Source organism: Ruminococcus turbiniformis, from assembly GCF_020687545.1.
Lineage (GTDB): Bacteria > Bacillota > Clostridia > Lachnospirales > Lachnospiraceae > Mediterraneibacter > Mediterraneibacter turbiniformis.
Map to the genome: position 1 here is coordinate 23,566 of NZ_JAJEQX010000016.1, position 23,375 is coordinate 46,940.

At 51.6% G+C, this 23,375-nt stretch carries 18 protein-coding genes; 1 reads left to right on the forward strand and 17 read right to left on the reverse strand.

Annotation, left to right across the window (positions count from 1 at the left end):
* Positions 1-86 precede the first annotated feature (86 nt).
* From smc to mgtE, 9 genes are all read right to left on the reverse strand, one after another.
* Positions 87-3,647: a chromosome segregation protein SMC gene (smc, locus tag LKD70_RS09900; protein ID WP_227707871.1), complete on the reverse strand. Its 3,561-nt coding sequence runs from the start codon at positions 3,645-3,647 to the stop codon at positions 87-89.
* A gap of 12 nt (positions 3,648-3,659) precedes the next feature.
* Complete coding sequence (gene rnc, locus LKD70_RS09905) at positions 3,660-4,376, reverse strand: ribonuclease III (RefSeq protein ID WP_407690947.1); 717 nt, start codon at positions 4,374-4,376, stop codon at positions 3,660-3,662.
* Between the two features lie 54 nt (positions 4,377-4,430).
* On the reverse strand, positions 4,431-4,667 hold the full coding sequence (acpP, locus tag LKD70_RS09910; protein WP_227707872.1) for an acyl carrier protein: 237 nt from the start codon (positions 4,665-4,667) through the stop codon (positions 4,431-4,433).
* A gap of 18 nt (positions 4,668-4,685) precedes the next feature.
* Entirely contained in the window at positions 4,686-5,717 is a 1,032-nt protein-coding gene (plsX, locus tag LKD70_RS09915; RefSeq protein ID WP_227707873.1) for a phosphate acyltransferase PlsX, read from the reverse strand.
* A gap of 108 nt (positions 5,718-5,825) precedes the next feature.
* Positions 5,826-6,005, reverse strand: a complete 180-nt coding sequence (rpmF, locus tag LKD70_RS09920) for a 50S ribosomal protein L32 (protein WP_227707874.1) — start codon at positions 6,003-6,005, stop codon at positions 5,826-5,828.
* A gap of 3 nt (positions 6,006-6,008) precedes the next feature.
* Positions 6,009-6,536 carry a YceD family protein gene (locus LKD70_RS09925; protein ID WP_227707875.1) on the reverse strand — a complete coding sequence of 176 codons (528 nt, stop codon included), beginning with the start codon at positions 6,534-6,536 and terminating at the stop codon, positions 6,009-6,011.
* Positions 6,537-6,716: 180 nt separating this feature from the next.
* Entirely contained in the window at positions 6,717-7,913 is a 1,197-nt protein-coding gene (locus tag LKD70_RS09930; RefSeq protein ID WP_227707876.1) for an acetate kinase, read from the reverse strand.
* Between the two features lie 68 nt (positions 7,914-7,981).
* Positions 7,982-8,977 (reverse strand): phosphate acetyltransferase, encoded by a 996-nt coding sequence (gene pta, locus LKD70_RS09935; protein WP_227707877.1) that lies wholly within the window; start codon positions 8,975-8,977, stop codon positions 7,982-7,984.
* Positions 8,978-9,139: 162 nt separating this feature from the next.
* On the reverse strand, positions 9,140-10,492 hold the full coding sequence (gene mgtE, locus LKD70_RS09940; RefSeq protein WP_407690948.1) for a magnesium transporter: 1,353 nt from the start codon (positions 10,490-10,492) through the stop codon (positions 9,140-9,142).
* Between the two features lie 127 nt (positions 10,493-10,619).
* Between mgtE and LKD70_RS09945 the strand changes: the two genes are divergently transcribed.
* The gene (locus LKD70_RS09945) at positions 10,620-11,909 is read left to right on the forward strand and encodes a nucleotidyltransferase (protein ID WP_227707878.1); all 1,290 of its coding nucleotides are present in this window, start codon (positions 10,620-10,622) and stop codon (positions 11,907-11,909) included.
* 765 nt (positions 11,910-12,674) lie between these two features.
* Here LKD70_RS09945 and LKD70_RS09950 read toward each other — a convergent pair.
* The 8 genes from LKD70_RS09950 to leuB all read right to left on the reverse strand — a co-directional run bounded on the left by LKD70_RS09950 (position 12,675) and on the right by leuB (position 23,215).
* A complete protein-coding gene (locus tag LKD70_RS09950) occupies positions 12,675-13,871 on the reverse strand; it encodes an NADP-dependent isocitrate dehydrogenase (RefSeq protein ID WP_227707879.1) in 1,197 nt (398 codons plus the stop codon).
* A 172-nt stretch (positions 13,872-14,043) separates the two neighbouring features.
* Positions 14,044-14,715, reverse strand: coding sequence for a GntR family transcriptional regulator (locus tag LKD70_RS09955; protein ID WP_227707880.1), 672 nt, complete (start codon positions 14,713-14,715; stop codon positions 14,044-14,046).
* 16 nt (positions 14,716-14,731) lie between these two features.
* Positions 14,732-16,060 (reverse strand): 2-isopropylmalate synthase, encoded by a 1,329-nt coding sequence (locus LKD70_RS09960; RefSeq protein WP_407690949.1) that lies wholly within the window; start codon positions 16,058-16,060, stop codon positions 14,732-14,734.
* 326 nt (positions 16,061-16,386) lie between these two features.
* Positions 16,387-17,550 carry a phosphoglycerate dehydrogenase gene (locus tag LKD70_RS09965; RefSeq protein ID WP_227707882.1) on the reverse strand — a complete coding sequence of 388 codons (1,164 nt, stop codon included), beginning with the start codon at positions 17,548-17,550 and terminating at the stop codon, positions 16,387-16,389.
* Position 17,551: 1 nt separating this feature from the next.
* Positions 17,552-18,634: a 3-phosphoserine/phosphohydroxythreonine transaminase gene (gene serC / locus LKD70_RS09970; RefSeq protein WP_227707883.1), complete on the reverse strand. Its 1,083-nt coding sequence runs from the start codon at positions 18,632-18,634 to the stop codon at positions 17,552-17,554.
* A gap of 36 nt (positions 18,635-18,670) precedes the next feature.
* Complete coding sequence (gene ilvB, locus LKD70_RS09975) at positions 18,671-20,350, reverse strand: biosynthetic-type acetolactate synthase large subunit (RefSeq protein ID WP_227707884.1); 1,680 nt, start codon at positions 20,348-20,350, stop codon at positions 18,671-18,673.
* Positions 20,351-20,372: 22 nt separating this feature from the next.
* Positions 20,373-22,046 carry a dihydroxy-acid dehydratase gene (gene ilvD, locus LKD70_RS09980; RefSeq protein ID WP_227707885.1) on the reverse strand — a complete coding sequence of 558 codons (1,674 nt, stop codon included), beginning with the start codon at positions 22,044-22,046 and terminating at the stop codon, positions 20,373-20,375.
* 83 nt (positions 22,047-22,129) lie between these two features.
* Positions 22,130-23,215, reverse strand: coding sequence for a 3-isopropylmalate dehydrogenase (gene leuB / locus LKD70_RS09985; RefSeq protein WP_227707886.1), 1,086 nt, complete (start codon positions 23,213-23,215; stop codon positions 22,130-22,132).
* Between the last annotated feature and the right edge of the window lie 160 nt (positions 23,216-23,375).

Consider the following 23,375-nt stretch of genomic DNA (forward strand, 5'->3'; position numbering starts at 1 on the left):
TTTCTGCAGTTTTCCCTGCTTCTGCTGCTTTCTCTGTTTCTGCCGGTCTTCCTGCTTCTTTCGGATCGCTCCCTGTATTTCCGTGACTATTTGTCCAGTTCGCTCTCCAGAAGATCCACAGACACAAGGGTGGAAACGCCCTTCTCCTGCATGGTGATTCCATACAGCCGGTCCGCGGACGCCATCGTCCCTCTTCTGTGGGTGATGACGATAAACTGGGTATTCTTTGTCAGCTTGTGGAGATAGTTTGCAAACCGCCCCACATTGTTATCGTCAAGCGCCGCCTCGATCTCATCCAGAAGACAGAAGGGCGACGGCTTTAAGTTCTGAATCGCAAACAGAAGGGAAATAGCGGTCAGCGCCTTCTCTCCTCCTGAGAGCTGCATCATGTTCTGAAGCTTCTTGCCCGGGGGCTGCGCGATAATCCGGATGCCCGCCTCAAGGATGTCCTCATCCTCCATCAGCTCAAGGGTACCCTTTCCGCCGCCGAAAAGTTCCCGGAACACGACGTTGAATTCCTTTGCAATTCTGGCAAACTGTTCAGAGAACTGCTTTCGCATGGCAGCGTCCAGCTCGTCGATAATCTGGACAAGCGAAGCCTCCGCCTCCACCAGATCGTCGTGCTGGTTTTTGAGAAATTCGTACCGCTCGGACACGCTTTTGTAGTCCTCGATGGCGTTTACGTTTACCGTGCCCAGTTTACGGATCTCGTTTTTCAGTTCCTGGATCCGCCGCTTCATCACCGAGAGGTCCGTCAGGTTGTGATCTCTGAGCTCCAGGGCCCGGTTGTAGGTGAGCTCGTACTCCTCCCACATGTAATTGATCTGCTTTTCCGAGGCTTCTTCGTAGGATTCTTTCTGGCTGTTCAGGCGGAAGCACTCTTTGTCCAGGGCGGAGATATGCTTTGAGAGTTCCTCCCGCATTCCGAGGAAGTCTCTGTTTTTCTGATTCAGCTCATCCCTTCTGGCCGTCTGCTGTGCGATCTCTTTTCCGATCTCGTCGTACAGCTCTTTTGAATCCTCGATTGTTCCGCGCAGTTCGCGGATCTTCTCTTCTTTCTCAAGTATCTCCTGGGACGCGCTGTCCTTATTCACATCCAGTTCTTTCTGCTCGGCCTCGAACTTTTCGATCTCGTCGGTGATTCGCCCCAGATTTTCGGAGATGAACGCGTCCTGCTGCTCCAGGCTTGCAAGGGCCAGGTGAACGTTCTCTGAACGCTTCATCTGAGCACTTTCTTCCTCCCTTGCCTCCTCCAAAGCGCGCTGAAGCGTCTCTGTCCTTTCATTGATCTCCTTTTCCAGCTGCTCGGAAGTCTCCAGTTCCATCTGGATGGACTCCTCGTTGTCCGCGATCTCTCGCAACTGTCTGTCAAGCTCTGCCTGTTCGTTTACATATCCTCCGCAGCGCTCTTTCGCCTCTTTCATCCGGATCTGTGTCTGCTCCACATTCATGCGGACCGTATTCTCCTGGACGGAGGCCTTCCGCAGATCCTGCTGGATCCCGTCGATCGCCGCGTAACAGGCAGCCCGGGCGCTCTTTGTCTCTGATACGCTCTGCTCCATCGCATCCATGTCCGCCTTTAACATGGACACGGTCTTTTCAAATTCCTCAATCTCCCTGCGCCTGCTGAGAAGATTGCTTGAGTTTTTAAAGGCGCCTCCGGTCATGGAACCGCCGGGGTTAATCAGCTCTCCCTCCAGTGTCACAAGCCGGAGCGACTGGGCGTACTTTCTCGCGATGGCGATTCCGTCGTCGATTGTGCGCACGACGATCGTCCGCCCCAGAAGCTGGTCCGCAAGGCCCTCAAACCGCTTTTCCACATGGACAAGCGTGTTTGCAAGGCCGATGACTCCGGGTTCTCTGAGCGCCTCCGGATTCCGGATGCCGCCTCCGGACCGCATGCTCGTAAGTGGAAGGAAGGTTGCCCTTCCGAATTTGTTCTTCTTCAGGAAGGCGATCATCCTCTTGGCCGTCTCCTCGTTGTCTGTGACGATATTCTGGATGCTTCCGCCGAGAGCGGTCTCAATGGCGATCTCGTACTCCTTATCCACCTTGATGATATCCGCCACAACGCCGATGAGGCCCTTCTCTCTCTCTTTGTTGGCCATCACGCGGCGGATGCTGTTGCCGTATCCGTCATACCGCTCTGTAATATTTTTCAGAGATTCCAGCCTGGAGGATTCTCTGTGGTACGCGGTCTGTCCGATCCGCAGTTTCTCCTGCCGGTCGTTTAACTCTTTCTGGAGGGCGGAAATTTTCTGTTCGTTCTCCTCGATCTGCGCGTTGAAATTCCGGATCGTCTCCCGCACATTTTCAAGCTCACCTTCATACTCTGCAAGATGTTCCTCCTGCTTCTTCGCCTCGGCCGATACTTCCAGTATATTTCTCGAGAGAACCGCCTTTCTCGCGGCGATCTGCTCTCTTGTCGTGTCGTAGTGCTGGATCTTTGCGGTTGTAGAAGCCCGGTTTCCGAGAAGGCTCATAAGCTCCTGCTTTGCGCTCTCGATTCCCGCAGTATGTTCCGCGATCCTGCTCTGGACTTCAATGAGCTCATTTCGCGCCTGCGCATCCTGGCCGGAAGCCTCTTTTAACTTTTCCCTGACTTCTTCCCGCTCCCGCTCAAGAGACCGTTTCTGATCTTCCCGGGTCTCGATCTCCGCCCGGATCACATTGGAGCGGTTGTCATAGTGCTCGTCGTTCATCCTGGCCGTGTTGATCTGCTCTTTGAGCACGTTGATCTGGCCTTCCAGCTGCTGTTTTAAAAGGTTCGTCTCGTTGAGCTGGTTTTTCGCCGTCTCAATGGCGAGATCGATCTCCTCGACTTCGCCCTCGATCTTCTCGTACTCGGCCTTCATGGCATCGTATTTTTCGTTTGACTCCTGCATTTCAGCGGAGGTCAGTTCATACTTTCCCTCCACCTCCCGGATTCTCTCCCGGAGTCTCTCCTCCTCGAGAAGGAACATATTGATGTCAAATGTTTTTAACTCTTCCTTTTTCTTCAGATACTCCCTTGCCGTCTCGGACTGTCTCTCGAGCGGTCCGAGCTGCTTTTCAAGCTCCTTTAAAATATCGTTGACACGGGTTAAATTCAGCCGCTCCTCCTCGAGCTTCTTAATCGAAAGGTTTTTTCTTCTCTTGTATTTTACAATTCCCGCGGCTTCATCAAAGAGTTCTCTTCTCTCTTCCGGTTTGCCGCTTAAGATCCGGTCGATCTGTCCCTGTCCGATGATGGAATACCCTTCTTTTCCGATTCCGGTGTCGTAGAACATCTCGTTGATGTCCTTTAACCGGCACGCGGTTCCGTTGATCAGGTACTCGCTCTCCCCGGACCGGTACAGTTTTCTCGTCACCGTCACCTCGCCGTAATCCACAGGGAGCTGATGGTCCGAATTGTCGAGGGTGATGGCCACCGAGGCGTAGCTTAATGGGCGCCGGTTCTCTGTGCCCGAGAAAATGACGTCCTGCATGGTGCCGCCTCTTAACTGCTTCACGCGCTGCTCTCCGAGCACCCATCTGACAGCGTCCGCCACATTACTCTTTCCGCTTCCGTTCGGCCCTACAATTCCGGTGATCCCGTTGTGAAAGTCAAACCTGATCTTGTTCGCAAAGGACTTAAAGCCCTGCACCTCGATATTTTTTAAGTACATATAACACCTGCTTTACCTTTGTTTCCGAAGTTTCAGTATGGCTTCATATGCCGCCTGCTGCTCCGCTGCTTTCTTGGAGCGCCCTCTGCCCTCTCCGAAAGACTTTCCGCCGATTCTCACTTCCACAAAGAAGGACTTGCTGTGATCCGGTCCTTCCTCGCGTATCAGCCCGTAGGAGATCTCCCCGCTCTTCTGAGCCTGCACCATCTCCTGAAGGATCGTTTTACTATCATAAAAGAGCTTCTTGTCCTCCAGATCCGTCAGAACAAACCGATGGATAAACTCTTTTGCACTAGTAAAACCACCATCCAGGTAAACCGCCCCGATCAGCGCTTCCAGCGCATCTGACGTGACGGAATCCCGCAGCCTGCCGCCTGTCGCCTCCTCGCCTTTTCCGAGCAGGAGGTAATTCCCCAGGCCGATGTCCCTTGCGCACATGGCCAGCGACGGCTCACAGACCATACTTGCCCTCGTCTTTGTCAGCTCACCCTCCGGCATATGCGGGGACTCCCTGAAAAGGAACTCGCTGGAGATCAGCTCCAGCACCGCGTCTCCGAGAAATTCCAGCCTCTCGTTGCACTCGTATTTGGGCAGATTTTTTTCGTTCGTGTATGAACTGTGCATCATGGCGCGTTCAAGCAGGGAAAAATCTCTGAACGTATAGCCGATACGCGCCTCCAGTTCCTTAAGTTTCTCTGTCATATCCGTCTTTCCTTTTTGTTTTTCCATATTTTCCCCTGTAAAAGGAAAAAGCCCACAGGGGCTTTTTCCTTTGTTTCTGATCTATTCCACTGCTTTTTTGTTCTGAATCTGCTCTACGGCATCCTGAACCGTAACAATTTTCTCAGCTTCCTCGTTGTCAATCTCGATATCAAATTCCTCCTCGATTCCCATAATGATCTGGAAAATGTCAAGCGAATCAGCTCCGAGATCGTCGACGAATGTCGTCTCCGGCTGGATCTCCTCTTTCTGCACATTGAGAACATCCGCAATAATGTCCTGAAGTTTTTCGAATTCCATAATCAAATCCTCCTTACTTTACTCACTTTCTTTGCTTTCTTCATGCGTCTTCTGTATAGCTGCCTTTATCTTCTCATTGATCTTCTGCTCTTTGAATGTGACGCACTGGATAATGGAATTGCACACTTCTCTGGAAGTCGAACTTCCGTGTGTCTTGACTACGAGGCCATTGAGTCCGAGCAGCGGAGCGCCGCCGTGTTCGCTGGCGTCAAAGTCCTTCAGTGTCGCTTTGAGTGCCGGTTTTACAAGAAGGGCGCCGACCTTGCTTCTGAGGTCTGACATCATTCCCTGTTTCACTTTTTTCATCAGGGCGCCGCCGACACCTTCGTAGAGTTTGAGGATCACATTCCCCACAAATGCTTCGCACACGATCACATCCACATTTCCGTAGGGAATCTCCCGGGCTTCCACACTTCCGACAAAATTGATATCCGGACATGCCTTCAGAAGCGGGAACGTCTCTTTCACAAGGGCGTTTCCCTTCTCTTCCTCCGCTCCGATATTGACGATTCCGACTGTTGGATTCTTCTTTCCGATGACGCTCTCCATATAGATGGATCCCATCTTCGCAAACTGGACGAGATGAGAGGGACGGGCGTCCACATTGGCTCCGCAGTCGATCAGAAGCGACACGCCTTTAAGCGTAGGCAGAAGCGGCGCAAGGGGCGGTCTCTCCACTCCTTTGATCCTTCCGACAAGCACCTGGCCTCCCACGAGAACAGCTCCTGTGCTTCCCGCGGATACAAAGGCATCAGCCTCACCGTTTTTCACCATCTTCATAGCAACGACAATGGACGAATCTTTCTTCGCGCGTATCGCCTTCACCGGCGGCTCCGCTGTCTCGATCACTTCCGTCGCGCCCACGATTCTGATCTGCTCCTCAGGGTACGTGTACTGACTCAGTTCCTTCTTTAACACTTCCTCCTGTCCTGTCAGCAGAATCTGAATGTCTTTTCTCTGCTGTACCGCCTCTACCGCGCCCTTTACAATCTCGCGGGGAGCGTTGTCCCCTCCCATCGCATCAAGGGCGACTCTCGTCATATCAGACATTTATCTTCCTCCTAACACTACTGAAAACATTCTACTGGAAAACAATATAAAAATCAATAAAAAAAGACGTAAAACACAAAGTTTTTACGCCTCCTTTAATGGTCTCAATTAGTCAACTGAAACGATCTCACGCTTGTTGTATGCGCCGCAGGCTTTGCATACACGGTGAGGCATCATAAGTGCGCCGCACTTGCTGCATTTCACAAGATTCGGAGCGCTCATCTTCCAGTTTGCTCTTCTCTTATCTCTTCTTGCCTTTGAAGATTTATTCTTTGGACAGATTGACACAGGTTACACCTCCTTAAAATTCTTAAATAAGTCACGGACAACTGACATTCTTGGATCAAGTCCCGGATCTTCACAGTCACAGGACCCTGTGTTCAGGTTTCTGCCGCAGACTCTGCACAGGCCTTTGCAGTCTTCTCTGCAGAGTACCTTTTCAGGCCATGCCGAAAGGATCTCGCCATACAGCATCCTGTCCACGTCAAGATGATATCCGTCGATAAAGTTTGATTCATCCAGCTCCTCAGTCAGTTCTGCGTCGGAGAGACCTGCGTCCACGTGCCTGACAACGTCCAGATCGAATTTCTCTCTCACGTCCTCCAGGCATCTGTCACAGGGGATCATCACCGTGAGGGACGTCTCTGCCCGGATGAGCAGTTCCTTTCCCCTGACGTGTTCTACCCTGACACGGACCGGCTCGCTCTCAATGACCGGATATGCCCCGGACTTTGTCCGGATCTCCTCCATCGTAAACGGCACAGTCTCTTCAACCGTCTTGTGCTGGTCTGACAAAGCGTCTGATAGGTTAATTAACATAGTTACTTACTCCTATTCATACCTAGACTATTATATCATGTAAATTACGTTTGTCAACCACAAAAATGACAAGTTATAAAAGACGGACAGGTCCGCCCCGTCTCCGGGGTTTCCCTGTCCTGTCCGAATCCCGTATTTCGTCAAAAGACACATTCTGCCTTTTTGCAGAACCGCCGCCGGCTATTTTACAAGCGCCAGTGTCTCTCTTGCGATTGCCAGCTCCTCGTTGGTCGGAATGACAAACACTCTTACCTTTGATCCCGGTTTTGTGATCTCTTTCAGAGTTCCTCTCAGGCCGTCATTTACTTCCTTGTCGAAGTCTACGCCGAGATAGCCGAGATAGCCGCACACCTGCTCTCTCACATAGTCGTCGTTCTCGCCGATTCCCGCTGTGAACACAATATCATCCACACCGTTCATGGCTGCGGCGTAGGAACCGATATATTTTGCAACTCTATAGGAGAACACATCCATCGCAACCTTTGCCTTCGGATCTCCCTCGTTCATCGCATCCGTCAGATCACGGAAGTCACTGGAGAGTCCGCCGGAAATTCCGAACACACCGGATTTTTTGTTGAGAACATTCATCACGCCCGCGATGTCAAGTCCTTCTTTTTCTGCGATAAATTCCATGATCGCCGGGTCAATATCTCCGGAACGTGTTCCCATCACAAGTCCTTCGAGAGGAGTAAGTCCCATGGATGTATCTACTGATTTTCCATTCAGAATCGCAGATACGCTGGATCCGTTTCCGAGATGGCAGACAATCGTCTTCAGATCCTCATAAGGTCTTCCCATCACTTCAGCCGCTTTCTTTGACACGTAGCTGTGGCTTGTGCCGTGGAATCCGTAGCGTCTCACTTTATATTTCTCATAATACTCATACGGAAGTCCGTACATATATGCCTTCTCCGGCATTGTCTGATGGAACGCTGTATCGAACACTGCCACCATCGGTGTTCCCGGCATCAGCTTCTCGCACGCGTCCACGCCGATTAAGTTGGCCGGATTGTGAAGCGGAGCAAGCTCGTTGCACTCTTCGATGGCTTTTTTCACCTCGTCGTTGATGATCACAGATGAGGAGAACTTCTCGCCGCCGTGTACAACGCGGTGTCCGACAGCGCCGATCTCATCCAGGCTCTTCACAACACCTGTCTCCGGGTTTGTCAGCGCCTCGATAACAAACTGGATCGCCTCTGTGTGTGTCGGCATCGGCTTATCGGATTTCTCCTTCTCGCCGCCCTCCGGCTGATATGTCAGACGTCCGTCGATTCCGATTCTCTCACAGATTCCCTTTGCAAGCACTTCTTCGGACTCTGCATTGATCAGCTGAAACTTCAGTGAAGAACTTCCGCAGTTGATTACTAATACATTCATTTTCTTTCCTCCCGATTACTTCAATAATACCCGCGCGGGGAAAACCTCTCTCACCCGCCCTGGATTTTCTACATTGCCTGTGCCTGAACCGCAGTAATTGCGACAACACCTACAATATCTTCTGCGCTGCATCCTCTGGACAGGTCATTGACCGGAGCCGCGATTCCCTGTGTGAGCGGTCCGTACGCCTCGGCTTTTCCGAGTCTCTGAACGAGTTTGTATCCGATATTTCCCGCATCCAGATCCGGGAAGATGAGTACGTTAGCATGTCCCGCAACTTCGCTGCCCGGAGCCTTGGAAGCTCCTACTTCAGGAACGATTGCCGCGTCAAGCTGAAGCTCTCCGTCCAGTTTCAGTTCCGGAGCAAGCTCGTGCGCGATCTTTGTCGCCTCTACGACCTTGTCCACATCCGCATGCTTTGCGCTTCCTTTTGTGGAGTGGGACAGCATGGCCACGATCGGCTCCTTTCCTGTCAGTATACGGAAGGAGTCTGCAGAGGAGATAGCGATATTCGCCAGTTTCTCCGGATCCGGATTCTGCTCCAGTCCCGCATCACCGAAGATAAATGTTCCGTTTGCCCCCATATCGCAGTCCGGAACTACCATCAGGAAGAAAGCGGATACAAGTTTGGTTCCCGGTTTCGTCTTCAGGATCTGAAGGCACGGACGAAGCGTGTCCGCTGTAGAGTGGCATGCGCCGGATACCATACCGTCTGCGTCTCCCATCTTCACCATCATAACACCGTAATACAGGTAATTGTTCAGAAGCAGTTCTCTCGCCTGTTCCTCTGTCATGCCTTTCTTCTGTCTGAGCTCCACGAGTTTCGCGATGTAGCTCTCTGTCTTCTCGTTTTTCGCAGGGTCGACGATCACTGCGCCGGAGATGTCATATGTACCTTTGTTCTTCGCAACCTCTTCCTCACTTCCGACAAGGATAAGATCCGCGATTCCCTCTTTTAAAACTGCTTCCGCAGCTTTGTAAGTTCTTTCGTCCTCTGTCTCGGGAAGAACAATTGTCTTTCTGTCAGCCTTTGCCCTTGCCTTGATTTCATCAATAAATCCCATGTCAAATAAGCCATCCTTTCTTATTTCTAATCACATAGGTTTATTATAATGCAAAGTTTTTTTGTATACAAGGGATTGCTTTGCATTTTATGTGCATTTTTAAGTACAATCCCCCAAAATCCGGCATATTCCGGCCGCTCATTTGTGACAAATTTAACAATCTCACAGATTGAAAAATACAGTGACAATGTTAAAATACACAAGAATCGTACATGTGTCGAGTATCGTCGTGATCAGCGGCGCCGCCATAATGGCAGGGTCGAGCCCGATCTTTTTCGCCAGCAGCGGAAGGATGCACCCGATGCATTTTGCCATGAGAACGACAGCGATCATCGTAATGCCAAGCGCGGCCGCCAGCATCACATTCCAGTCGTACATCAGGCAGATCCGGATTCCGTTGACAACCGCCAGAAGGAAACCGACGATAAGCGCCACTCTTATCTCTTTGAAAATGACGCGGAAAACATCCGAAAACTCAATCTCTCCCACAGCAAGTCCGCGGATCATAAGCGTCGAGCTCTGGGATCCGCAGTTTCCGCCTGTTCCCATGAGCATCGGGATAAAGGTGATCAGGACCGGCATCACGGCCATGGCATTCTCATAGTAGCCGAGGATCTCCCCGCTTATGGTCGCCGAGAGCATCATGAGCATCAGCCACGGTGTACGGTTTCTCACCTGCCGAAGCACCGACGTCTCAAAGTAGGAATCCTCATTGGGGCTGACACCTGCCATGATACTGATATCTTCCGTCGTCTCATCCTGCAGGACAAGCATGGCATCGTCTACTGTGACAATTCCGACAAGACAGTCTTCATGGTCGATAATGGGAATGGCAATGAGGCCGTATTTATTAATCATCTTTGCCACATACTCCTGATCGTCCAGTGTACGCGCATAGAGAACATTGTCGTCCATGATCTCTTCAATCATCCTCGACTCTCCGGCCGTCAGCAGGTCTTTTACATCCACCATGCCGATGAGTTTCTTTTTCTCCGTCACATAGCATGTGTAGATTGTCTCCCTGTTGATTCCAACCTGCCGGATTTTGAGAATCGCTTCAGCCACGGTCATCTCTTTGCGCAGACTGATGTATTCCACATTCATAATGCTGCCCGCGCTGTCCTCGGGATACTGAAGAAGCGCGTTGATCTTCTGCCTTGTTTCCTCGTCCGTTACCATCAGAAGCCTGTCCACAACATTGGCCGGCATCTCCTCAAGGACATCCACGGTATCGTCCACATACATTTCGTCCATGACTTCTTCCAGCTCAGAGTCTGTCAGGGCATTGATCAGATCCTCTCGCATGTCGCTGTTCATATCCGTAAACACTTCCGCGGCTTCTTCCTTTGCAAGCAGACGGAATACGAGCGTGCGCTGCTTTTTGTCCAGCTCCTCAAAGGCATCCACAATGTCGACAGGATGCATGGATTCCAGTTCTTCCTTCAGCTGTTTAAAGTCGTGTGCTTCGAGCAGATAAATGATCTGTTCTGTGTTCATCCTGTCTTTGTGTTCCATGCCATCACCCTCTTCATAGATTGCCGTCAGACGCGGCTATTATATCTGAACTTAACATTTTTTAGTGTTTTATTAACATCTTTTTATAGTATAATATGTGAGAAAATGATATACAAGGAGATTTTCCATGAAAATTACCGGACTCATAGCTGAATATAACCCGTTCCACAATGGACACCTCTATCACATTCAGGAGGCGAAACGCATCACCGGGGCCGACGCGGCCATCGTCGTCATGAGCGGCGACTATGTCCAGCGCGGGGTTCCCGCCGTCATGCCGAAGCGCCTGCGTACCGAGATGGCTTTAAAATGCGGAGCTGCCGCAGTCTTTGAACTGCCGGTCTGCTATGCCACCGGAAGCGCGGAATACTTTGCGCTGGGCGCGGTATCCCTTCTCCATGCGCTGGGCATTGTAGACTCCATCTGCTTTGGAAGCGAATGCAATGATCTCCCGGCCATGGCGGAGATCGCCCGCATTCTGAAAGAAGAGCCGGAAGAATACCGCGCGCTGCTGCGGGGCTTTTTAAAACAGGGGATCTCCTATCCTTTGGCAAGATGCCGGGCACTGGGAGAATATACCGGATCCGCAAAATATGCCGACATTATGAAGGAACCAAACAACATCCTCGGCATTGAGTATCTGAAGGCTTTAAAAGAGCTGAACAGCCCGGTTCGTCCGTACACAATCCGAAGAAAGGGAGCCGGGTACCACGATACTTCTCTCGTGCAGGGGCAGTTCAGCTCTGCCTCCGCTATCCGCTCTCTGCTCGCATACTCAGGCGCAGCCTTTCAGACGGAACAGAGAGGCGGCACGTTTGAGGATAACTCTTTCGGGGGATTTTTAAGCGAACTTGAGGGACAGGTGCCGGACAGCTGTCTCGCTCTGCTAAAAGACTATCACCGGGTACAGTATCCTGTTTACCAGAATGATTTCTCCCTGATTTTGAAGTACAAGCTTCTGAACAAGACGCCGGAAAGCCTCACCCGGTACGCGGATGTGTCGGAGGATCTGGCGAATCGTATCTGCGCAAAACTCAACGACTTTTTCAATTACCGGCAGTTCAGCGAGCTTTTGAAGACCCGGGAGACGACCCGGACGCGCATCGACCGGGCGCTTCTTCACATCATGCTCGGCACGAAGAAGGACGACATGGAAGAATATATGGCGAACGGATATCACTACTACGCAAGGCTTTTGGGAGTCAGAAAGGACCGGCAGAAAATTCTGGCGCAGATTGCAAAGACAAGCTCTCTTCCTCTTCTGATCCGGCTCTCCGAGAGCGGGGATCTTCCCGCAACCGGGCGTAAAATGCTGACAAACGATATCCTTGCCTCCAACCTGTACACCTCCGTTGTGACAGACAAATATAAGACCGCATTTCAGAATGAATATAAACAGGCGGTTATGAAAGTGTGAGGGGGATTTGTCGAGGAGGAAACAAATACGTATCCGCCGGGGAGAGGGGGTTGTTTTCACCCGCGCTTTCACTCGGAACGCAGCGCAGCGGTACATAGGCGCGCAAAGAACGCGCGCCAAGTGCCGGCGCTGCTCTACGGGGTTCAAACACCCCCCTCTCCCCGGCTGGTCGCATCCGTTCACCTCGAAAATCTCATTAAAAAACCATAGAAAAGACAAGAACCTTAATCGAGATTTTTTACGACTGTTAACTTTGGATATGTGAAAATACACCATTTCAGAAGAAGTGCCGGGACAAAACGCCCGGCTTTTTTATGATACCCGTTTCCTGCTTTTAACAAAAACAATAACAGTTGATATACCAGTAGCAATACCGAATATATAAAACACTGTTCCTCTGGTATTATACTTTTCATCTTCTGGGTTTAACAAACATAAAAAAGCCATACCCGAGAAACAAGTAGATTCTATTACTACATGTTTTCGAATATGGCTTTATTTTTTAATGAAACCCTCTGCCTTTCACAGTCTGAAAAGCATCTTCTCCCAACTTTTCTGCTTTCATGCAGATTCTCGCGGGGTAAGTAGATGCGTCCAGCCGAAAGGGGGATGCTGGTTGAACCCCGTAAAGCAGCACCGGCACTTGGTGCGCGTCCTTTGCGCACCTATGTACCGCTGTGCTGCGTCCCGAACGAGAGTGTGGGTGAAACCAGCATTTCCCCTTTCGGCGGAAGTATTCATTCACACCTCCCGCCAGATCCGCACTTACAGTCTTTTCGCGATCGCCTTGATAAACTCTTCGCTGTTTAACACTGTCGGGTTCTCAATCGTCGTAATCAGGGCAAGATCCTTTGTCATCTCTCCCGCCTCAATCGTATCAATGGTCGCCTTCTCCAGTCTGTCAGCGAACTCCATCAGTTCCTTATTTCCGTCCAGCTCTCCTCTCTTTCTGAGAGCGCCTGTCCACGCGAAGATCGTTGCCACAGAGTTTGTGGATGTCTCCTCGCCCTTTAAGTGCTTGTAGTAGTGACGCTGCACGGTTCCGTGTGCCGCCTCGTACTCGTAATATCCCTCCGGGGAAACGAGAACAGATGTCATCATGGCAAGGGAGCCGAACGCGGAGGATACCATATCGCTCATCACGTCGCCGTCGTAGTTCTTGCATGCCCAGATGTAACCGCCCTCGGATTTCATCACACGGGCAACTGCGTCGTCGATCAGCGTATAGAAGTACTCGATTCCTGCCTCTTTGAATTTCTCCGCATACTCTGCGTCAAAGATCTCCTGGAAGATATCCTTGAATGTGTGGTCATACTTTTTGGAGATCGTATCCTTTGTGGCGAACCAGAGATCCTGCTTTGTGTCAAGCGCATAGGTAAAGCAGCTTCTCGCAAAGCTTTCGATGGATTTGCTTAAGTTGTGTGTTCCCTGAACGATTCCCGGGCCGTCGAATGTATGTACAAGCTCTTTTGTCTGGCTTCCGTCCTCAGCCGTGTACACAAGCTCTACCTTTCCTGCTGCCGGGATCTTCATCTCAACGCCTCTGTACACATCGCCGTAGGCATGTCTTGCGATTGTGATGGGCTTTTTCCAGTTTTTCACGCAGGGCTCGATCCCTTTCACCACGATCGGCGCGCGGAATACGGTTCCGTCAAGGATGGCACGGATCGTTCCGTTGGGGCTCTTCCACATCTCTTTTAAGTCATACTCTTCCATACGGGCTGCATTCGGTGTGATTGTAGCGCATTTCACAGCGACTTTGTATTTCTTTGTCGCCATGGCAGAGTCCACGGTAACCTGATCGTTTGTCTCGTTTCTGTGCTCGAGACCGAGGTCATAATACTCTGTCTTTAAATCAATATAAGGAAGGAGAAGATCGTCCTTGATCATCTTCCAGAGGATTCTTGTCATCTCGTCTCCGTCCATCTCCACAATCGGTGTCGTCATCCTGATTTTTTCCATCTTTGCTGTACCTCCTGCTTTCACTGTCTTTTTTCTGCTTCCTGATTCTTCTTTTTCTTTCCTGATTTCTGATCTTTCAGGTTCTTCCTTTTCTCTTCCGGATCTTTCAGGTTCTTCCTTTTTCCTTTTTCTCCGGTCCGATGTTATTTCCCGAACCTGTCCTCCGGCATGTTTACTCCGGAGTTCTCTGAAATCCCTGCTTCTTCAGATTTTCCATCACGTGCAGAATATGCTCGTTGGCAAGCTGCTCCGCCATATCGGCGTCCCGCTCTTTCACGGCTCTTAAGATCTGCCTGTGCTCGCGGATCGATTTTCTCGCCCGCTCCTCCGAGACAATGGACGATCTTCTCGCCATCTGCACATAGTTGTGGAAGTCTGTGAGAACTCTGCTTAAAATGCGGCTTCCTGACGCCTCGTAGAGGATGGCGTGAAACCTGGAATCAAGCGCCGCCACCTGCTCCGCGTTAAACCCGCTCTCTCTGTTCATCTGAAATTCAGAGAGAAGGAGCGTCTCTTCCAGTTCATCCAGCTGCTCCTGGGTGATATGCTCTGTCGCCCATCCGGCGCAGAGTCCTTCGAGCATGGACCGGATCACGTAAATATCCCAGATATCTTTGTTCGAGATCCCTGTCACATACGCACCCCGGTTCGGAATAATGGTGACGAGTCCTTCCAGCTCAAGCTGGCGAAGCGCCTCCCTCACCGGTGTGCGGCTCACACCCAGTTCTTTTCCGATGGTATTCTCCCGAAGTTCGTCGTTTTCTCTGTATTTTCCGTTCAGTATGTCCTCACGGATTTTCTGAAAGACACGTCCTCCGAGGGAATGATCCTGATATTCTTCCATATTGGAGACCTCCCGGTTACAATGTCATATGCAGTTCTTTACACACACTGTCTATTTTGTCAACTAATTCCTCATCTGTCAAGACCGTAACGCGCCCGTCTTCGTATTCTTTGTCAACCCACTCTTTGATCCTCTTCACCAGTTCCGAGTTTTTATCGACCTGTCTCTCTCCGGACAGTTTGTAGTATGCGTTAATCCAGTATGCGATCCCCGCAGCGCCGGACGTGTTTGAGACAGATACAAGGGCCGGACGGTTTAAAAACTTTTCCGTATCAAAGATATTGTAGATCTCCTCGTTTTTCAGCATTCCGTCCGCGTGGATTCCCGCTCTCGTCACATTAAAATTCTTTCCCACAAAAGGCGTCCTTGACGGAATGTGATAGCCGATCTCTTTCTCGTAATACTCTGCCAGCTCCGTGATCACGGTTGTGTCCATCCCGTCCAGCGTGCCGCGCAGCTGCGCGTACTCGAAGACCATCGCCTCAAGCGGGGTGTTTCCGGTGCGCTCACCGATTCCGAACAGAGAGCAGTTTACGCCGCACGCCCCGTACAGCCAGGCTGTCGTAGAATTGTTGACCGCTTTGTAGAAGTCATTGTGTCCGTGGAACTCGATCAGCTCGCTGGGAACACCGGCATGCGTCATCAGGCCGTAGATAATACCCGGTATGGATCTTGGGATCACAGCTCCCGGGAAGTTCACACCGTACCCCATCGTATCGCAGACGCGGATTTTCACCGGGATTCCGTACTCTTCCATCAGCTTCATCAGCTCCAGGCAGAAAGGGATAACAAACCCGTAAATATCGGACCGGGTGATATCTTCAAGATGGCATCTCGGACGGACTCCCGTCTCCATACACTCTCTGACAACAGAAAGGTAGTGATCCAGCGCCTGTCTGCGGGTCATTTTCAGTTTATAGAAAATATGATAATCGGAGCAGCTTACGAGGATTCCCGTCTCCTTTAAGCCGATCTCTTTTACCAGTTCAAAATCCTTTTTGCTCGCCCGGATCCAGCTCGTCACTTCCGGAAACTCATATCCTTTCTCAAGGCAGCGGTACACTGCGTCCCTGTCCTTTTTGCTGTACAGGAAGAACTCACTCTGCCGGATCTTTCCGTTGGGGCCTCCGAGACGGTGCAGATAATCATAGATCGTCACGATCTGATCCGTCGTGTACGGAGCCCGTGACTGCTGCCCGTCGCGGAACGTCGTGTCCGTGATCCAGATCTCATCCGGCATATGGTGGGGGACAATCCTGTCGTTGAATGCGATCTTCGGTATCTCATCGTACCGGAACAGATTGCGGAACACATTGGGGGTTTCCACATCTGCGAGCTGATACATATGCTCTTCCAGTTCCAGGAGATTTGTGTGTCTGTTTAAATATACTTTTCTTTCTTCCAACTTCGTGTTTCCTCCTTGTGCTCTCCCGCCGTCCAGTCTGAGGATCACAGCTCTCCGGCACGGATTTTGTATTTTTGTATAATTGTATACATTTATACAAATTTTGTCAATCCTGAAAATGTATCTATTTTCGAACATCCTTCCCCGGACTTTCACCCGCCGTCGCTGGCACAAACAGGCAAAAAGTCAAAAAAATGCTGCCGCATCCGCGATTTGAAAATCACAGATGCGGCAGCAAGAAATCTGCACTCAATAATATTCCGGTATTACCGGATCACACGCACTTTTAATACGCCGTCGATGGAGGAGAGCCGCTCCTCAAGCTCTGCGGACACATCCGTGTCCACGTCGATCATCGTGTACGCATACTCTTTCCTGCTCTTGTTTGTCATCAGAGCAATATTCATATTCTTATCGGCCAGAAGCCCTGTAAACTGTCCGAGCATGTTCGGGATATTTCTGTGGAGAATGGTAATTCTCTCTCCCTCGCCCTTTTCACCCATGTTGCAGTCCGGATAATTGACAGAATGGGTAATGTTTCCATTCTCAAGGAAATCCCTTAACTCTGCGGCAGCCATCTGCGCGCAGTTGTCCTCGGACTCCTCTGTGGATGCTCCGAGGTGCGGAATCACGATGGCGCCTTTCACGCCGACGATCTCCTTTGTCGGGAAATCCGTCACATAGCAGCGCACTTTTCCGGATACGAGGGCGTCCACGATGTCCTCCTGGTTGACAAGCACGTCTCTTGCAAGGTTTAAGATAACAACGCCGTCCTTCATCAGACTGATGGCGTGTTTGTTGATCATCCCTTTTGTGTCCTCGAGAGCGGGAACATGAACCGTGATGTAATCGCACTCTTTGTACAGTTCATCCACTGTCTTCGCGTGATGGATGTTGCGGGAAAGTCTCCATGCGGAATCAACGGATACATACGGGTCATATCCGTACACATCCATTCCCAGATGAACCGCCGCGTTCGCCACAAGCACACCGATGGCTCCAAGACCGATCACGCCCAGCTTCTTTCCCTGAAGCTCTGTTCCGGCAAATGCCTTTTTCTTTTTCTCCGTAATCTTGGCAATATCGCCGTCCTCTTCATACTCCTGCACCCAGTTGATGCCGCCGATGATATCTCTCGCCGCGAGAAGCATTCCGGCGATGGCGAGTTCCTTTACGCCGTTGGCATTGGCGCCCGGCGTGTTGAACACGACAATCCCCTCGTCCGCGCAGCGGTCCAGAGGGATATTGTTTACTCCCGCTCCCGCGCGCGCGATCGCTTTTAAGTTCTTCCCGAATTCCATGTCATGCATTTTGGCGCTGCGCACAAGGATCGCATCCGCTTCTGCCGCGTCTTCCGTTTTCACATAATTTTCGTCCAGCTGATCCAGTCCCACCTGTGAGATCGGATTGAGGCAATGATATTTATACATTTTACAGATTCTCCTCTTCAAACTTTTTCATAAAATCAACAAGCGCCACAACGCCCTCGTACGGCATTGCATTGTAGATGCTCGCGCGCATTCCGCCCACGGTTCTGTGTCCCTTTAAGTTCTCAAGTCCTGCTGCCTTCGCCTCTTTGACGAATTTCGCATCCAGGTCCGCATCACCTGTGACAAACGGCACGTTCATAAGCGATCTGTCTTTCGCCACAACAGTACCCTTGAACAGCCTGCTCTGGTCAAGATAGTCGTAGAGCACTTTCGCCTTTTTCTCGTTTCTTTCTTTCATCGCTTCCAGGCCGCCCTGTTTCTTGATCCACTGGAACACTTTGCCGCAGATATAGATGCCGTATGCCGGCGGCGTGTTGTACAGTGATTTTGCGTCCGCATGCGTCTTGTATGTAAGCATGGTCGGCGTTCCCGGAAGGACATCCTCTGTGATCAGATCCTCGCGGATAATCACAATAACCACGCCTGCAGGTCCGATATTTTTCTGAACGCCGCCGTAGATGATTCCGTATTTTGTCACATCCACCGGCTCGGACAGGAAGCAGGAAGACACGTCAGCTACCAGTGTTTTTCCTTTTGTGTTCGGAAGCTCTTTAAACTTCGTCCCGTAGATCGTGTTGTTCTCGCAGATATATACATAATCCGCGTCCTCGGACACCGGAAGATCGGAACAGTCCGGAATGTAGGAGAATGTCTTATCCTCGGAAGACGCGATCCGGTTTACCTTTCCGTACTTTTCCGCTTCTTTTGCGGCTTTTTTCGCCCACTGTCCTGTCACGATATAGTCCGCGACCCGGTTCTTCATCAGGTTCATGGGGATCATGGCAAACTGCTGGGACGCCCCGCCCTGAAGGAAAAGCACTCTGTAGTTGTCCGGAATATTCATCAGGTCACGGAGATCCTGTTCTGCTGTTGTGATAATCTCCTCGAACGCTTTGGATCGGTGGCTCATCTCCATCACGGACATACCGGTTCCCCTGTAATCCAGCATCTCCTCTGCCGCCTCTCTCAACACTTCCTCCGGCAGCACAGCCGGTCCTGCCGAAAAGTTATACACTCTGCTCATTTTCCTTACCTCCTGCTTCATCTTGAAAATAGGTCATTATTTATTTTTCAGGTCATCCTCGTCGAAGGCCTCTTTGATATCAGCCCCCGGGGCAACCATTGGCCACACTTTGTCATCGCTGTCGATCTGACAGTCGATCAGCACCGGCTTATTCAGCGTCAGCGCCTTCGCAAACGCCTCCCGGAATTCCTCCTGCGACTCTGCGCGGATTCCCTCGGCTCCCATAGCTTCGGCCATCTTCACAAAGTCCACGGCATCCCGCAGCACGGTAGCGGAATACCTTTCATCGTAGAAAAGATCCTGCCACTGGCGCACCATACCGAGTACATGATTGTTGATCACCACTTCAATAACCGGGATATTATGTCTCACCGCTGTGGCAAGTTCATTCATGTTCATGCGCAGACAGCCGTCCCCGGCGATGTTCACGACGGTCTTCTCCGGACAGCCGACCTTCGCTCCCATGGCGGCTCCGAGGCCGTATCCCATAGTTCCCAGACCTCCGGATGTGAGAAGGGTACGCGGCTTTGTAAACCTGTAATACTGCGCGGCCCACATCTGGTGCTGCCCCACTTCCGTAACAATCAGAGCGTCCCCTTTTGTCTGCCGGTAAATCTCCTCCACCACAAACGGACCTGTCAGTGCGTCCGTATGGTATTTAAGAGGGTACTTTTCCTTGTACTGCTGTATCTTCTCAAGCCACTCGGAATGATCCTGCTGTTTTAAATTCCTGTTGATGATCTTTAATACTTCCCGGATATCTCCGACAATCTCTTCCGTGACAATCACGTTTTTATTGATCTCTACGGGATCGATATCGATCTGAAGGATCTTCGCGTTCTTTGCGAAAGTCTCCGTGTTTCCCGTCACACGGTCGCTGAACCTGGATCCCAGCACGACAAGCAGATCACACTCGCTGACTCCGTAGTTGGACGTCTTTGTCCCGTGCATTCCAAGCATTCCCGTATAGTGGGAATCGGTTCCCGGAAAAGCTCCCTTCCCCATGAGCGTATCCGCAACCGGCGCGTCCAGCTTCCGGACAAACTCCCGGATCTCCTCGCTGGCACCGGAGAGCACCGCGCCTCCGCCAACGAAGACATAGGGACGCTCCGCGGATTCCAGCATGGAGAGCGCGCGGGAAATTCCCTCGTCACTCACCTGTGAGATGTCAGGAGTGACTTTGCCAAGCTCTTCTCTCTCATACTCTGTCACCGCCGCCGTGACGTCTTTTGGAATATCCACGAGCACAGGGCCCGGGCGTCCGGTTCTTGCGATCCGGAACGCCTTTCTTATCGTGTCCGCCAGTTTTGTCACGTCTTTTACAATAAAACTGTATTTTGTAATCGGCATCGTAATTCCTGTAATGTCAATCTCCTGGAAACTGTCTTTTCCAAGAAGCGACACGCCCACATTGCAGGTGATCGCCACAATCGGGATGGAATCCATATAAGCCGTTGCAATGCCTGTCACAAGGTTAGTCGCGCCCGGCCCGCTCGTAGCCAGACACACGCCCACTTTTCCGGTGGCACGCGCGTACCCGTCCGCCGCATGAGACGCTCCCTGTTCGTGGGAGGTCAGAATATGGCGGATCTCATCCCGGTGTTTGTAGAGCTCGTCATATACGTTTAATATGGCGCCGCCGGGATAGCCGAACACGGTATCCACGCCCTGCTCTTTCAGGCATTCTATTACTATCTCAGATCCGTTTAACTGCATGCTGTACTTCCTCCGCTGTTCTTTATTTCTTTCCCGGCACCTCCAGGATTGCCCCCCGGTTTCCTGAGGTCACCATGGCCGCGTATCTCGCCAGATATCCTGTGTTCACCTTGGGCTCTCTCGGCTGCCACTTCGCCTTTCTTGCAGCCATCTCCTCATCGGAAATGTCAAGCTCTAATTTCAGCTCCGGAATATTGATCTTGATGATATCGCCTTCTTCCACAAGCGCGATGGGTCCTCCCACCGCCGCCTCCGGCGATACATGGCCGATGGACGCGCCTCTGGACGCGCCGCTGAAGCGGCCGTCCGTGATCAGGGCAACCGTAGATCCAAGTCCGTATCCCGCAATGGCAGACGTGGGGTTTAACATCTCACGCATGCCGGGGCCGCCTTTCGGTCCCTCGTAGCGGATGACAATCACATCGCCCGGGTTGATCTTTCCAGTCTTGATGGCCTCTGTTGCCTCCTCGTCGCTCTCAAAGATCCGGGCCGGTCCTTCATGGACAAGCATCTCGTCGCACACAGCGGAGCGCTTCACCACGCTTCCGTCGGGAGCCAGGTTTCCTTTGAGCACCGCAAGTCCGCCTGTCTCGCTGTACGGATTGTCGATGGGGCGGATCACCTCGGGATTCAAGTTCTCGCATCCCTTAATATTCTCCCCGATCGTCTTTCCTGTTACAGTCATGCACTCTGTGTTGATGAGCCCTTTCTTGTTCAGCTCATTCATCACGGCGTACACGCCTCCCGCCTCGTTTAAGTCCTCAATATATGTATGCCCTGCCGGAGCAAGATGACACAGGTTCGGCGTCTTGGCACTGATTGTGTTCGCAAAGTCAATCTCAAAATCCATGCCGATCTCGTGAGCGATGGCTGGAAGATGAAGCATGCTGTTTGTAGAGCATCCAAGCGCCATATCCACTGTCAGCGCGTTTAAGATCGCGTCCTCTGTCATGATGTCTCTCGGACGGATATTCTTTCTCACAAGTTCCATCACCTGCATTCCCGCATGTTTCGCAAGCTGCAGTCTTGCGGAGTAGACCGCCGGGATCGTTCCGTTTCCGCGGAGTCCCATGCCCAGCGCCTCGGTCAGACAGTTCATGCTGTTCGCCGTGTACATACCGGAACATGATCCGCAGGTAGGACATGCCTTGTTCTCGAACTCGCAGAGCTCTGCGTCGTCGATCTTTCCTGCCGCGTGGGCGCCGACCGCCTCAAACATACTGGAAAGACTCGTCTTCTGTCCCTTTACGTGTCCTGCAAGCATGGGGCCGCCGCTGACAAACACTGTCGGGATGTTCACTCTGGCCGCCGCCATCAGAAGTCCGGGCACGTTTTTGTCGCAGTTGGGGATCATGACCAGTCCGTCGAACTGGTGCGCCATGGCAAGCGCCTCTGTGGAGTCTGCAATCAGATCTCTTGTCACAAGGGAATATTTCATTCCGATGTGTCCCATTGCGATTCCGTCACACACGGCGATGGCCGGAACCATAATCGGAGTTCCCCCCGCCATTGCGACACCCATCTTGACTGCCTCTGTGATCTTGTCAAGATTCATATGCCCCGGCACAATCTCGTTGTAGGAGCTGACCACTCCAATCAGCGGGCGGGAAAGTTCCTCCTCTGTCATTCCAAGGGCGTTAAACAGGGAACGGTGGGGCGCCTGCTGCGTGCCTTTTGTCACTGTATCACTTCTCATATTTCATTCCTCTCTTTCTCGTTTTTCTTTTTCCCGGTTCATCCTCCCGGCTGTCCCGGTCCGGATTTCCCCGGTCTGGCCTTTCAGCCGATATAAGAACAGATCCGGTCTCCCATTTCTTTTGTTCCGATCTGTGTCATTCCTTCCGACATAATGTCAACCGTTCTGTATCCGTCTTGTAACACGCGCTCAACCGCGTTCTCGATCGCATCCGCCTCCCGGTCAAGATCAAAGGAATAGCGGAGCATCATGGCCGCGGACAGGATCGTCGCGATGGGATTCGCGATTCCCTTGCCCGCGATGTCCGGCGCGGAGCCGCCGCTCGGCTCGTAAAGCCCGAACTTCGTCTCATTTAAGCTTGCGCTTGCCAGCATTCCGATGGATCCGGTCACCATGCTCGCCTCATCGGAAAGAATGTCTCCAAACATGTTCTCTGTAAGTATCACGTCAAACTGGGCCGGGTCTTTCACAAGCTGCATGGCGCAGTTGTCCACAAGCATATGCTCAAGCTTTACTTCCGGGTAATCCTCTGCTACTTCCTCCACGACTTTTCTCCAGAGTCTGGACGAGTCGAGAACATTGGCCTTGTCAACGCTTGTGACTTTCTTCCTGCGCTTCATGGCAATGTCAAATCCGCGCTTCGCGATTCTGCGGATCTCCTCCTCGCTGTATGTAAGCTCATCTCTCGCCACGAGCATGCCGTTCTCTTTCTCCGTGCTTCTCTTTCCAAAATAGAGGCCGCCTGTGAGCTCGCGCATGATCATCATGTCAAAGCCTTTCTCCGCGATCTCTTCTTTCAGCGGACATGCCCCCTTAAGCTCGCTGTAGAGAACTGCGGGACGCAAATTTGCAAAAAGGTTGAGCCCTTTCCGCAGGCTTAAGAGTCCTGCCTCCGGACGTTTTGAGGGCTCCAGCTTATACCAGGGGGAAGTCTTCGCGTCCCCGCCGATGGAACCCATGAGCACGGCATCGCTTTCTTTCGCCGCCGCAAGCGTCTCGTCAGTCAGCGGAACCCCGTTTACATCAATTGAAGCGCCCCCCATCAGAAGCTGCGTATAGGAAAGGGAATGTCCGTAAACCTCCGCAACCCGGTCGAGCACTTTCATCGCCTCGTCCACGATCTCAGGGCCGATTCCATCCCCTTTTATCACACCGATCTTCATCTCCATATCCGTTCATCCTTCCACATATAAAATATTACTTTTAATCATACCTCATTTCATGGTGCGTTTCAAGTATCTGAGTCAAAAAACAGAGGGCGCTCTGTAAAATTCGGATGAAAAATCCGGAGAGAAGCCCTCCGTCACACGAACAGCTTTTCTCCGGATT